This window comes from Cupriavidus sp. GA3-3 (assembly GCF_000389805.1).
In the GTDB taxonomy this organism is placed as follows: Bacteria; Pseudomonadota; Gammaproteobacteria; order Burkholderiales; family Burkholderiaceae; genus Cupriavidus; species Cupriavidus necator_D.
Map to the genome: position 1 here is coordinate 127780 of NZ_KB944479.1, position 13893 is coordinate 141672.

Below are 13893 nucleotides of genomic sequence, written 5' to 3' on the forward strand. Positions count from 1 at the left end.
GGTAGTCATTCCCAGTGCGAACGATCCATCCCTTCCGCGTGCTATCCGACATCCTCATCCTTGCGTAGTTGTTTCAAATAGGGTGTCAGCCTCAGGCGCTCTCTTGTGAGAGAGTGCGGCAAGCCAGCCACGATTCAATGGTGGTAACCATCGTTTGATCAAGCACCATCTGCTCTCGGACGCACTGGGCTTTTACGCTATCGGCTAACTTCATACCGAGAGATGCAGTGTCATTGGGGCCGTCTTCAAACGAGTGACCGCAAAAGAGAAGACCACGAAGGACGTGGTTAATGTCCGAGCGACTGATTGGCGTCCCCGATGCCTTGCATCGGTCGCGCACGCGCTTTGTGGTCTCGATGAGATGGAATGGATGAGCGAGAACGTCTGCCTGCACGTTCCCCAGCAGCAGCCGGTACCGCTGCGGGGAAAGCAGCGGCATCCCCGTCACCTCATGCACCTGCTTTGCAGCTGAGTGAAGGTGCTGAGCGTCGCCCCACAGGTCCAGCGGTCGTTGCATGGGAGCGGTGCTCGCCCCGTTGGAGACAATTCCGCCTGAGGTAGACCAGTCGAATACAGCGGGGCGCACATCGAGAGACTCAGCAAACTTGCGGAACGTGCCGCGGCCATTCCAATCCACAGCGAGTTGGGGGTACTTCTGGATAATCAGGTTCGCCAGCGTGGCGCATTGGATCGGTTGTTTAGCCCCGCCCACCTCGAGTTTCACAAAGTCGGTGACCGCCCTTGCCAGGCCATCGGAGTCGCCACCGCCTTGCCGGCGCACTGGCGTTGATGCGGCATGGCGCTTCGGGTCGTGCACGGTCCCGCCTCCGTCCCAGCTAACCTGCAGGGGAGCCAAACCTCGAGAGTCTAGCAGCGCCTTGAAACTGCCGAAGCCCGCCCAAGATGAGGCGTCCATGCCGTCCACATCGGACAGCACCAATGCCGCGAGGCGCGAGAGAGCCACCGGACCAGGAGCCTCCGCCACAACCTGATGCATCAGCTTGAACGCGGCGTCGGCGAGCTCTCCACGAGATGCGCCTGGCTCGCCGGCCGGCGCCGGAGCTTCGACATCGTCGTCAAATCCCAACGCGTTGCGAATGAAATCGTCGGGGTTGATGAGCAGATCGGCGGATGCCCGGTACGCTGCCGAAGGAAAGCCGATGGCAAGAACTGTCGTGCGGCGGTCCCAGCGACGCAGCTTTCGGAGAACGGGGGTGAAGTCGGCGTCCGCAGAGAAGACAATGAACTCCTCGTATCCGGCTTCATGCTGGAGGAGATCAACAATGTCTAGCACCATATGAATATCGGTGCTGGTCTTCCCATCACTGGTAAGGGCGGGGCAATCCACGATCTCGAATCCGGCCAGATTGAACGGTGGCCGAAAACGTTGGTAGGCCTGGGGATTGAGGTAACAGCGGCGAACGAGCACGCGTCGTCTTGCGCCAACGGGTGCGTGATCGGGCGAACTCAGCGTGCCAATGAGCCATTCCATCCACTGGGTGGGATGGCGAGCGAAGCGGTCTGCATACGCAGGGTCGAGCCGCCTCAAGCCCGAATAGACGTTATCGAAATCGACGAACAGTGCGCTCTTCATTGTTCCTTGCAGCAATCTGGGTTGACACGTCCTGTCAACCGGTGAGCAACTCGAGCTCCGATTGTATTACGAGCCAGTCAGCCGGGGGGCACGCCATGCACAGCCGGCGTAAATGCTAGTCCTCGGATTCCGCACGATGCGGACGGAGTTAGCAGAAATTACGGCTCGCCGTATCAAGGCGGCCAAGCATCGCAGAGAGATCCACGACGCGCTGCGCGATCAGATGGCGAACTTCGCCTTCGCATTGCCACTGTCCGTAGACGCCGGCCATCCTCGCGCCGAGGACCTCTTTGCGAAAGCGTTCGAAGACGCCAGGCCACACGATCACGTTCACAACGCCAGTCTCGTCCTCCAACGTCATGAAGATGACGCCATTCGAGGTGCTCGGGCGCTGCCGCACCGTCACAATGCCGGCCGCGCGGGCGGTCTGCCGTGGCTGGTATTGCGCCAGCTCCGACGCTGGCACGAAGCGCCGAGAGGCCAGCATCGGGCGTAGCAAGGCAAGCGGGTGGCGACGAAGCGTCAGGCCCATCGCCCTGTAGTCCCCAACGATCTCTTCACCCTCCGTCGCCGGCGCGAGTTCCGCCGGCTCTTCGACCAGTTCAGCGGCCCGCAGTATGTCCTTGTCGGGTACCGCTGCAGCGGCCAACCAAAGGGCCTGCCGGCGCCCGCCGGTCATCGATGCCAGGGCATTGCCTGCGGCGAGCGCTTGCAGGTCGTTCCGATCGAGCTCCGCACGCCGAGCCAGTTCCGCAGTGCTGGCGAACGGCCGAATCGCGCGGGCCTCCTCGATGCGGTGTGCGGCCTCACGCCGCATCCCGCGCAGCAGGGACAGGCCGAGTCGCACTGCAGGCCGCGCGCCGTCACCGAGCGAATGTTCGAGAGCGGAATCCCAGCCGCTCACCGATACGTCGGCGGGCAGTACGATGACGCCGTGGCGCTTCGTATCCTGCACCAGCTGAGAGGGCGTGTAGAAGCCCATGGGCTGGCTGTTCAGCATCGCGCATAGGAAGGCCTCGGGCTCATGGCATTTCAGCCAGGCGCTGGCGTAGACGAGCAGGGCGAAGCTGGCCGCGTGGCTCTCTGGGAATCCGTACTCGCCGAACCCCTGGATCTGGCGAAAGATGCTCTCGGCAAACTCGCGGTCGTAGCCGCGCTCGAGCATGCCCGAGACGATCCGATCGTAGTATTTGTCGATACCTCCCTTGCGCTTCCATGCGGCCATGGCGCGCCGCAACTGGTCGGCTTCGCCGGCCGAGAAGCCGGCGGCCAGCATGGCCACCTGCATCACCTGCTCCTGGAAGATCGGCACGCCCAGCGTGCGCGATAGTGCCTTCTCCATCGCGGCACTGGGGTAGGTGACTGGCTCGAAGCCTTGGCGCCGGCGCAAGTAGGGATGCACCATGCCGCCCTGGACGGGTCCGGGGCGGACAATGGCGACCTCGATGACCAGATCGTAGAACGTGCGAGGCTTCAAGCGTGGCAGCATTGACATCTGGGCGCGCGATTCGATCTGGAACACACCCACGGTATCGGCCTGGCAGATCATGGCGTAGGTCGCCGGGTCTTCCGCGGGAATGTCCTGCAGCTCGAAGGCTTCGCCGCGCTGGTCGGCGACGAGGTCCAGTGCGCGTCGCACGGCGGAAAGCATGCCGAGCGCCAACACGTCCACCTTGAGAAGGCCCAAGGCGTCCAGATCATCCTTGTCCCACTGGATCACGCTGCGGTCCACCATCGCGGCATTCTCGATAGGCACGAGTCGTGACAGCTTATCGCGCGCGAGCACGAAGCCGCCCGTGTGCTGGGACAGATGGCGGGGAAAGCCGAGCAACGCGACGGCCATGTTTGCCCATCGTTGGGACAGCTCGGCGTCGGCGTCCACACCGCTTTCCGCAAATCGCTTGAGCAGGTCCGCCTTGCCATCGAACCAGTGGTGCGACTTGGCCACGAGGTCCACGATAGCCGGATCCACGCCCAGCGCTTTGCCGGTATCGCGCAAGGCGCTGCGCGGGCGGTAAGTCGTCACCGCGGCCGCAAGCGCTGCCCGATCTCGCCCATATTTGCGGTACAGGTACTGGATGACCTCTTCGCGTCGCTGGTGCTCGAAGTCGACGTCAATGTCCGGTGGCTCGCCGCGCTCCTTGGAAATGAAGCGCTCGAACAGAAGGTTGCCCCGTGCCGGGTCGACCTCCGTAATGCCCAGGCAGTAGCAGACCGCGGAATTGGCCGCCGAGCCGCGGCCCTGGCACAGGATACCGTTGGAGCGTGCGAAGCGGACAATGTCATAGACGGTCAGGAAGTACCGCTCATAGTCCATGTCCCTGACGAGCGCGAGTTCGTGCTCGAGCTGCTGTTGCACGACAAGAGGAATGCCGGCGGGGAAACGGCGGTGCCCCCCGGCGTATGTCTCTGCGCGCAGATAGTCCGCGGCTGTGGTGCCGTCCGGAACCACTTCGTCGGGGTATTCGTACCGCAACTCGTCCAGAGAAAACTGGCAGAGGTTGGCGATGTGGATGGATTCGGTGAGATAGCGGTGCGGGTAGATGTTCGACAGACGCAGGCGCGAACGCAGGTGCTGCTCGGCATTGGGTGCCAGGTCGTAGCCGCACTCTGGAACAGGACGGCCCACGCGGATCGCCGTCAGCACGTCGTGCATTGGCTTGCGCGAGCGCACGTGCATGGTGACACAGCCGGTGGCCACGAGCCGCAGATGGTGGCGCGCCGCGGCCGCCTCGACCGTCCCGCGGTGGATATCGTCCATCGGGCGGTACAGCAGGTTCAGGCCCATCCAGGCCCGACCGGCGAAGGTAGTGCTCACCCATGTCGCTTGTATGTCGAGCTTGTCCGCCGGCACGCCGTAATCCGGCGTGAAGACAATCAGGCAGTCGGGCAACCCCTTGAGGTGCTGGTGGGGCGCCTCCGGTGCCGCGAGGTCGCGTGGCGTCAGAACATAGGAGCCTTTGGCGACGCGCATGCGAGCCAGCGTGATCAGTTCGCATAGGTTGCCATAGCCTTCCCGGTTTCTGACCAGTGCCAGAAAGGACAGGGCAGGGGAGCCATCGGCATTCTGCAAGCGGAACGAAGCCCCGACGACCAGGCGCATGCCTGCCCTCTTCGCCTCGGTGTGCGCGCGCACGATTCCCGCCAGCGAGCATTCGTCCGTGATCGCGAGCGCGTGGTAGCCCAACTGCGCCGCGCGCTCGGCCAGCTCTTCAGGACGGGATGCGCCCGTGAGAAACGAAAAGTTGGACAGACAATGCAGTTCGGCATACTCGGGCAGGCCTGCTGCGAGGATCTCACTCATGGTGGCTACCCGAAGAGGCCGTGCAGGTACCACCGCGATTCGTCCCCTTCGCGGCTACCCATACGTTCCTGGAAGATCCAGTAGCAGGTGTGGTCCTTGCCTTCCGCCACGAAATAGTCGCGCGTGACCAGTTGCCCATCCCACCAGCCGGCTTCGATGCGCTCGGGTGGCGAGACGATGTGCAGCGGCGAGCCGTAGAACGGCCGATGATCCCGCTCGATGAGCGGAACCGGCTTGCCCAGGAGCCAGGTCGGCCGAGGCAGGGCTGCCGGCAGGGACACGCGTGCTGGCTTCTCCGTAGCCGGCTGCCAGTCGTTGGCCACTTCGGGGCGGTAGTCTGCCCGCAAGCAGGACTGGCGAACCTTGTCGGCGCCGAGGCGAGCGCTGAGCAGCTCGAGCAGCCGGGCGTGATCGGCGGGCGTCCCGCCAGGTTCCGGGAAGAGGGAATCCGTAGGCGGCGCCACGGGCTCCGTGTCGATCGCAGACACGGCCACGGCGATCATTGGCGCTTCAACGGCAACGAGGGCGAGCCGCTCCTTGAGGATGCGGACCAGGTGTTCCTCATGCCAGTTGGGCTCCGCGAGCGCGATCTCGATGGCCGTCGGCGCGATTGCCGCGCGGCCGCGCTCATGGCGCAATTCGACCCGAAACCGCTTGATGGCGAGGTGCCGGGCAGTTAGCCAGCCGACCATCTGCACCAGCAGGCCGCGGACATACGCCAGTGTCTGTTCGGCATTTTCGATGCGGTCAGGCAGGTCCACCGCCGCATCGAATGCTGGCGGCGCCTCGGCCCACTCGAAAATTTCCGGCGCTTCCCCGTAGGCGCGATCCAGCGCATCCAGGAAGTCGGCGCCACAGCGACGCTGCAGACCGGCACGAGGCAGGCGGCGCAGATCCTCCAGCGTGCGGCATCCGAGCCCATCGAACCAGTCGGCAAACTTGCGCGCCGCGGGTAGGGTAAGTATCGGCAGGCCGGCCAGCCGGCTTTGCAACGACGCCATGGTCAAAGCAGTACCACCACCCGAGCGCGCGATCAGCCACGCTCCTTGCGCCGTCGGGGCGCTGCCGACCATCGCGCTGAAGCCCATCGCCGCGACGGTCTCGATGATCCGTCGGCGGAGCTTACGCGGCCCACCGAAGAGCCGCAGCGTAGTGCTGACATCGATCAGGATTGCCGCCTCTTCCGCTGCGGCCACATTCGGCGAGAACTGCAGCGTCGCCATGGTGATTCGTGCAAGCGCATCGCTTTCCCGGCCGGAATCGCGGTCGAACAGGATGGTGGCCGGCGCGATGGTTTGCACACCGCCGCGGCGCATGCCCAGCTTTACGCCTGCGGCTAGTGCCAGGGGCGTAGCGAGATGGACCCGTTCCTTGTCGAGGACGGCAACGGCCAGTTCAGTGGTGGACCAGGTCGGCCGGAAGACTTCGAGGGGGAGCGACGGCAGGCGTAGGCAGATCCACAGGCGCAGCATGGCGGTACAACAGAATGGGTGACGGTTCCAGCGCGACGAGCAGAGGGGTCTCTTGCTGCGGCCCGCGACGCTTCACAAAGTTGACGGTCACGCCGCCGACGGCCGGCTCGAGGGCCAGGCGCAACGGTGCCGGCGAGGCATCCCGCGCACACGCGGCGGGGCGCACCACGAAGAAGAGCGTGTCCGACGTCTGCGCGGCGAGGTGCAGGCGTCGTAGCGCCTCGTTTCGAAAGTGGGACTGCCAGAGAATCAGCGCGCCACAGGTGCCGGCCCGCAAGGTTTGCTCGGCCGCCCACAAGACATCGGCGGTCCGTTGCGCATCGATCCAAAGCAGCCGCTCCGGCGGAATTCCCCAATTTGCCAGTGACAGGGCTTGTGGCGCGTGCGGGGGAGCCAGGAGCGCGATCGGCCGCCCAGAGCGGGCAACGAGTGCAGGGCGGAGCAGTCGGAGTTCGCCGATGCCTGGCTGCTGCAGCAAGAGTTCCGTCTGGCTCCCGACCGGCCAGCCGCTGCCCGGCAATTCCTTATCCAGTGCGGCATAGCCGGTCGATACAGTGCGCGCGTTGCCTCGGGCAAGCTGTGCAGCGACCCAAAGTGACGGATGGATGGTTTCAGGGGCGATGGTGAGCATGGCATGTCCTGTCACCAGAGTACTGTATATTTATACAGTTGTCACCTGGACGGAACGCCACGCCGGGTCCCCGCGGTGGTCATCCTTTGATATTCCGCGGACCGTGACCGAAAGAATTGCGCTCGCGGATTTTTTCGTCCCGGCCATGGATGAGGAGCTCGACCTTGTCGCGTTTGGCACGCTCGGTACCGGCGGCGATAGCAGCCTCTTGTGTGGCGTGGATAGTTCGGTCAGCTTTACCGCCAACTTCAACGGCCCAGCCATTGTCGGCCGGCACGACATGGACGTCTTTCATGACGCCCTCGCTATAGGCTGCTATGGCATCAGTCCCGCGTTAGACCGGCGCGGCGGGATATCCGAAGCTGTCCTACACGGGCGGATGCGATTTGTCGGCATGCACTGGTTAGGTTGGCGATTTAGTCGCGATGTGCAGACGCGCGGCTCGGCCTTCGATGTAGCCGCTGCTCCAAGCCAAGGATTGGCCCGAAGCGAGTGGGTAGGGGCAGGCGGTCGATGAGATGCCTCGACCTGCGTCGAAGCCGGAACGCCAAGCTCGTGCATCGAGGGCGATGGCGGGCGGCGTTGAGACTTGTTTCATTCTGGCTGCGTCAACAACCTATGAAATCCGCGGATTAACGGTGCACTTCCCATCCGCCCGCGTAAGGCAGACGCGTCAGCCGTCGTCGGCAAGAAAGGGCGGATGTTGCCAGAGCGCGGTCAAAAAAACAGCCCTCAACCCGATGGAATAGAGCCGTAGAACGTCCAAGAAGAAATCGGGCACCGCCTTACGGGTTGCCCGCAGCATCAGTATCCGCCAAGTCGCCGTGGCCGGCAATTCGCCCACGCCGCGCGGGGCGTCGGATCGCAAAAAGAACCCGCGCTCACCGGGGACGGGGCGCGGGTAGTAGCAGGCCTACCCCCGCAGGATACGGCGATATAAACATTGGGCAATACTGGATTAAACGCCAGTTTCCCCGGCAGTTCTGGGGGCGACGTTGACGCCGCGTCGACCCTGCAATCGCAATTGCCGTGTTGTGACACGGACTGAAGGAGAGAGGAGCACTTTCACGTGTGAAAGTCAGTTGGCTGTCGAACCCATGCGTCACCGTGCAGGAAGATCACCGTCATTCCGATGCCCTATCAGCGTCGACTTCCGGGCTGGAGCGCAACAACGCGCGGCGACAGTAAGCCCGATCACACCAGCAGCCCGCAACGCTGAACCGCCGGCTTCCAGAACCTCCCGACCCGGACATCAGACCCGGTTAAGGCCGGCTTCCAGTAATGCAGCCTGCGCCGAAAAGTCGCTGGGTCGTCGCTGGCGGAAGGTTTCCAGATTGCTGAGCTTCCATCGCAGTGCCGGCATTTCCGTGGCATGCCGGCATTGCAGCAGGGACCAATCAGGTTCCGCACGGGCCAGGCCACACAGGAATTGCTTCTGAGCCGCACTCAGCCGTCGCGGCAATTCCTGACGCAGTCGCGCGCGAGCCTCCAGCAAAGTTTCCAGGGAACAGGGAACTTCAGTCATGCCGACAAATGCCCGGTCGTACTCTGCGGCAATATCCTTGTCGTTGCCGAGAAGGACTTCATGCGTGGGCCGGTTGTGGCCTGCTAGATAGACCACGAAGCATTCCACCATGCCGTCGGTAAGGCTGCCCGATTCATAGAGTTGCCACACGTCGAACAAGTCGCGGGGATGCTGCCGGTCCAGCGCGGCCACCAGCTTGCCTGCGTAAAGTTCATCCTGCGCGAGGATCGGCAGCTCAAACTCGACGCCGAACAGGTCGCTGGCCTTGGCACACAACGGCCGGTGCTCCACCGGCAATACGGTGCCACGGAACACCACGTTCACCTCAACCTTCACTTGGCTCGTCTCGTTCTCAACGATCAGCTTGGTTTCTCCGAGATCCTTGGCCCCGGATCAGGCGCGTTTGTAGGCCCAGCGGCTGAACCCGTTCCCCGACGGCAGCCAACTCCTGGTTGATCGCCCGGAGCGCCTCATCGCGCGGCACTTGCCACGGCAGGTACACCACGTCGATATCAACCGACAGACGTGGCATGTTCTGCACGAAAAGGTTGATGCCGGTGCCGCCCTTGATGGCGAAGATGTCGTTGGCGAACACGTCGGGAGCGACGGTCAGCAGCAAGCGAACGGTGTCTGCGTAGGATTTATCCACGGGGTTTTAAGCTAAGCAAAGTGCCGTCGTCCAGTCGGCTCATCCAGCGCTTGGGGCTGCCAGTACGGACCGCGTACTGGTCCAGCAGGGTATCTACGTCCACGAGGTTCGTTTCGCGTGCCCATGTGAGGAACAGGCGTACTGCCTTCACGCTGGTACAGCATGTCAGCAACCGTCCCAGCAGATCCTTTCGGGGCGAGCGCAACCCGTCAAAAAGATTACGAGCCTCTTCCAGGCTTTGCTTGACACCCACCTCGTACAGCAGCTCGAGCATGGCGCGTTCGGGCGTGGCAACGTGCAACCCTTCAGGCAGGCTCGGCGGGGTGGTCAGCGTTTTTCGTGTCAATTCGTCGTCGGGCCAATCGAACAGGTGAGCATGGACGTAGCGCGCGGGAAAACGCTTCGTGAACCAGGTCGGCAAGGGAAAGCGGTTGTCGCCCCAGAGCACCAGTGCATCCCGGCTGACTACGTTGTGCCTCACCCCTTGCCATGCCAGCGCACTTTTGCCGCCGACATGAAGCCCCGGCACCCTCCTCTGGAGAAACAATAATGCGCCGTAGACACTGAAGTCGTCGTTCGGGTAAGCGTAGACCCCTTGGGCGAGACGCACGAGCCACCCGCCGTCGGCGTAATGGGCGGCGAGCTGGGGCGAAACCCCGAATTGACTCAGCACCGCAAGGTCGAACGGGGCTCCGCGGGGCAGTTCCGCCTGTAGGCGCTTGATTACATCAAATCGAGAATTTAACTCCATGTTTGTAATTTTAAACCCGATGTAATCAGTCGCGGCTAAAACAGGCGGAATGCTCTGGAAATAGTAGATAGCTTTATTATTCCGACATAATCTAATCACTCTTGTTCCCCGACAGAATGGCCATCCCGCCCTGACGAACTACGCGCGTAGGCTACGCTTGTACGTTGAAACAAACCATCCGCAGGTCGCAGCAAGCCGTCGTTGATGCGTCGCCGCCGACGTACCAGGGCGGCGCTACGCTGGTGTCTCAATATTCTGCTTACCGTTCCGATGCGTGGCGGCCGGCACGGCCTCGATGCTCACCATGGCCGTTCACGCCAAATCAGTGCCATCCGAACCTGTTACCACTCCGTTTCCTCCTCCCACGGCCCGGGCCGCCACAGAAAGCGACAAGACGCTGGGCGCCATCGTTGTTACAGCGAAGCGATTGGATGACGCGCGCAACGCGTTGTCGCCGCAAACAGGTAGTTCGGTCTATCGCTTCGACGGTAGCGACATCAATGCGCTGCCAATGGGAGAAAACACACCTCTGAACAAAGATCGTTGGTGGCGAAGTCGGCGGCGTGATTGGCAGTCACACCGACCGCGAAGTCAATGCGCAAGTCCAAGGTAAATTGGGTCATGTGAGTTATTACTTAAGTGGATCCTTCGTTGATAACAATCTTGGCATCGAAAATCCTACAGATGGACGCCTAGCGATTCACGATCATACGAATCAACGCAAAGCGTTTGGTATGCTGTCCTATCTTTTAAATGATGACAGCCGTGTCAGTTTACTTTTTGGGAGCGCCAACAGCCAGTTCGAAATCCCAAACCGACCGGGCATCACACCTCAATTCACGCTTGTCGGTGCGAATGCGCCAGCTTCGGAGAACCTGACTTCGAGCCAGCGGGAAAAGACAGATTTCCAGATACTCTCGTACCAGAGAAAAGTGTCGGATGCACTGGATTACCAGATCTCGCTGTTTCACCGGAATAGCCGCCTGGAATACACTCCCGATCCCGTCGGGGACTTGGTATACAACGGCATTGCATCCTATATTGCACGTAGCAATGAGGCGTATGGTATCCAGACGGATGTCAGCTATGTTCTCAATCAGCGGCACACAGTTCGCAGCGGTTTGTTCGCGCAGCACGAACAATTTGGTGTGCGCAATACATCCAGTGTGTTTCCCGCTGGGGCCGATGGCATGCAAGTCAGCAGCGTACGATTTGGGATCGTCGACAACACAAGCCACACCGGAACTACCATCGGCATCTATCTGCAAGACGAGTGGAAGGCTATGGAAAATCTAACCATAAGCTATGGTGCGCGCTACGATCAGGTTGGAACGGTCGTGGATGAACAACAATTAAGTCCTCGCGTCGGACTAACCTACGAACTTTCCAACATCACGCGTTTGCATGCCGGCTACGCACGCTACTTCACGCCTCCGGCGACCGAGAAGATCGATACCACCGACGTGTCAAAGTTTGTCGGAACAACGAGTGCTTTACCTTCCGACGCCAATAATTCGGTGCGTTCCGAACGGTCGGATTACTTCGATGTGGGCGTTTCTCACCAGGTCACACGTAACCTGACGCTTGGTCTCGATGCATATTTTCGGAGATCTCGCCACTTGCAGGATGAGGGGCAGTTTGGTAATGCGCTGATCTTCTCTTCTTTCAACTTCGGACGTGGCAAGATCTACGGCATCGAAGGTACCGCCAGTTATCGTAATGGCAACTTCGCATCATACCTAAACGTCAGCATTTCGCGTGCGCGCGGAAAAGATATTGAAACAGGTCAGTTTAATTTCAGTCCGATGGAGCAGGCTTTTATCGCAAGAAATTGGGCACATCTGGATCACGAGCAAACCGTCGCGGCATCATTCGGCGCCTCGTATCTATGGGATGGTATGCTACTGACAGCCGACGCCATCTATGGAAGTGGTCTTCGAAATGGTTTCGCCAATACTACCCATCTTCCGGCATATCTTCAATTCAACATCGCGTTGGAGCGTAGCTTTGATGTTTCCGTTTTCGGAAAAATAAAGTCTAGATTTACTGTGCTGAATCTGTTCAATCGTTCCTATCAACTTCGGGATGGGACCGGAATTGGTGTGGGTGCGCCTCAGTATTCACCCCGACGCAGTTTTTATATATCCGTATCCAAGCTATTCTGACGATGTAAGCGTCTGAGCTAGTCTTTCACGTTCTATCCTTGACGGTGTCCCAATACCTGCAATGCTAGCCGGCTAGCTAAACGTGTGAGTCATAGATGCGACTACCCCGCAAGCACCTTCAAACATCTTTACTGCTGGCCGCTCAGCTGGCCGCATTCCTTGCCGCAGTTCCCGTGATGGGCCAGACGACCGCGGCGCCTTACCCGACTCACGCTGTCGAGCTGGTGGTGCCAAGCTCAGCGGGCGGTGGGACTGACACGGTTGCGCGCGCCTTCAGCGAAGCCATGCGAAAGTACCTCTCGCAGCCGCTGACCGTGGTGAACAAGCCAGGCGCCAGTGGCGCAATCGGTATGACAGAAGTGGGTCGCGCCAGGCCGGATGGCTACAAGCTCGGCATCATCATCGCGGAAGCCGTGATCTTCCCGCATCTCGGGCCGACCACGTTCGACGCTGCCCAGCTGGTGCCGATCGCGCGCCTGAATGCCGATCCGTCCGCGATCACGGTCAAGGCCGACTCGCGCTGGAACACCATCGAGGCATTCCTTGCATTCGCCAGGGCGCACCCTGGGGAGGTGCAGGTCGGGAATTCCGGCCCGGGCTCGATCTGGCACCTGGCGGCGACGGCGCTGGAGGACAGGGCGCACGTCAGGTTCAATCATGTGCCGTTCACCGGTGCGGCGCCGGCGCTGGTGGCGTTGATGGGCGGGCATATCGATGCGGTGGCCGTCAGTCCCGCGGAGGTGTCGGCCTATGTGGCCGCGGGCAAGGTGAAGACGCTCGCGGTGATGGCCGACCAGCGTGTCAGCGGTTTCGAGAACGTGCCCACGCTGCGTGAGAGGGGTATCGCCCTCTCGATCGCCACATGGCGCGGGCTTGCCGCGCCCAAAGGCACACCACCCGAGGTGCTTGAAATCCTGGCGGCCGCCAGCCGCAAGGCAGTGGCGGATCCAGTCTTCGTGGCGACGCTGCGCCGGCAGAACCTGGGCATTGCCTATGCCGACGCGGCGACGTTCAAGGCGATGATCGAGGCTGACAACGCGGTGATGAAGGCGCTGGTAGCCAGGACCAACCTGAAGAATTGAGGCAGCGCGTTGGGCCTGCCGCTCGCGTCGCAGGGTTATCGGGAACTCCGTCGAAGCCTGTGCAGGTGATGACAAGCGGGCGGGTATGGGTTATCGGAGTGTGAGCGTCAGAAGGCAAGGGGCGGCGGGGGGTTAGGACAGGCGGGCAATCTCCTCGAGCAGCGCCGTCTCCATCGCCTCGATCGGCGCGCGTGCGCAGCCGGTGGAGAACTCGACCTGGGCGCAGGCCTGGTGCAGCATCATGCGCGTGCCGTCGATGGTGCGGCAGCCGAGCGCGGCGGCATCGTGGATCAGCTTGCTCCTGACCGGGATGAAGGCGGCGTCCATGACAATCAGGTGCGCGGCGAGCTGTCCGGCGACCGGGTTGACATCGGGTGCGCGGAAACCCGCGGCAGTCGCGTTGGCGAGCAGGTCGAAGTCCGCCGCGCGGAAGTCGGATAATTCGCCGCCAAACCGCAGGCCAAGCGAGCCAGCCAGTTCCTCCCCGCGCGCCGCCGTTCGGTTGAACACGGTCACGCTGGCGCCGGCCTCGCGCAAGCCATAGGCCATCGCGCGCGCGGCGCCGCCCGCGCCCAGCAACGCAATGCGCTTGCCGGCCACTTCCGTCACCTCCTTGAACGCCCGCACGGCGCCGATGCAGTCGGTGTTGTAGCCGGTCAGCACGCCATCGAGATTGTTGATGGTGTTACCTTCTAATTTATATAGTACCGTACGGTACGG

The 13893-nt window shown here is 61.8% G+C and carries 8 protein-coding genes and 2 pseudogenes; 2 read left to right on the forward strand and 8 right to left on the reverse strand.

Annotation, left to right across the window (positions count from 1 at the left end; translation table 11 throughout):
* Positions 1-91: 91 nt before the first annotated feature.
* The 7 genes and pseudogenes from C265_RS16125 to C265_RS16150 all read right to left on the reverse strand — a co-directional run bounded on the left by C265_RS16125 (position 92) and on the right by C265_RS16150 (position 9926).
* Positions 92-1594 (reverse strand): NYN domain-containing protein, encoded by a 1503-nt coding sequence (locus C265_RS16125; RefSeq protein WP_010811878.1) that lies wholly within the window; start codon positions 1592-1594, stop codon positions 92-94.
* Between the two features lie 148 nt (positions 1595-1742).
* Positions 1743-4898, reverse strand: coding sequence for an error-prone DNA polymerase (locus tag C265_RS16130; RefSeq protein WP_010811879.1), 3156 nt, complete (start codon positions 4896-4898; stop codon positions 1743-1745).
* A gap of 5 nt (positions 4899-4903) precedes the next feature.
* A complete protein-coding gene (locus tag C265_RS16135) occupies positions 4904-6370 on the reverse strand; it encodes a DNA polymerase Y family protein (protein ID WP_037024428.1) in 1467 nt (488 codons plus the stop codon).
* Positions 6294-7001 (reverse strand): translesion DNA synthesis-associated protein ImuA, encoded by a 708-nt coding sequence (imuA, locus tag C265_RS16140; protein ID WP_010811881.1) that lies wholly within the window; start codon positions 6999-7001, stop codon positions 6294-6296. The genes C265_RS16135 and imuA overlap by 77 nt, the downstream gene beginning before the upstream one ends.
* A 79-nt stretch (positions 7002-7080) precedes the next feature.
* On the reverse strand, positions 7081-7296 hold the full coding sequence (locus tag C265_RS31480; RefSeq protein WP_010811882.1) for a DUF2188 domain-containing protein: 216 nt from the start codon (positions 7294-7296) through the stop codon (positions 7081-7083).
* A 957-nt stretch (positions 7297-8253) separates the two neighbouring features.
* A pseudogene (locus C265_RS16145) lies at positions 8254-9175 on the reverse strand (nucleotidyl transferase AbiEii/AbiGii toxin family protein).
* Positions 9168-9926 carry a type IV toxin-antitoxin system AbiEi family antitoxin domain-containing protein gene (locus tag C265_RS16150; protein WP_010811883.1) on the reverse strand — a complete coding sequence of 253 codons (759 nt, stop codon included), beginning with the start codon at positions 9924-9926 and terminating at the stop codon, positions 9168-9170. Before C265_RS16150 ends, C265_RS16145 begins: the two are co-directional and overlap by 8 nt.
* A 295-nt stretch (positions 9927-10221) precedes the next feature.
* Between C265_RS16150 and C265_RS31485 the strand changes: the two are divergent.
* Together C265_RS31485 and C265_RS16155 are read left to right on the forward strand one after the other, a co-directional pair.
* Positions 10222-12091 (forward strand): annotated as a pseudogene (locus C265_RS31485) (TonB-dependent receptor).
* A 95-nt stretch (positions 12092-12186) separates the two neighbouring features.
* Complete coding sequence (locus C265_RS16155) at positions 12187-13173, forward strand: tripartite tricarboxylate transporter substrate binding protein (protein WP_037024431.1); 987 nt, start codon at positions 12187-12189, stop codon at positions 13171-13173.
* A gap of 132 nt (positions 13174-13305) precedes the next feature.
* On the opposite strand, the gene C265_RS16160 is transcribed toward C265_RS16155, so the two are convergent.
* Positions 13306-13836 (reverse strand): shikimate dehydrogenase, encoded by a 531-nt coding sequence (locus tag C265_RS16160; RefSeq protein ID WP_010811885.1) that lies wholly within the window; start codon positions 13834-13836, stop codon positions 13306-13308.
* Positions 13837-13893 lie beyond the last annotated feature (57 nt).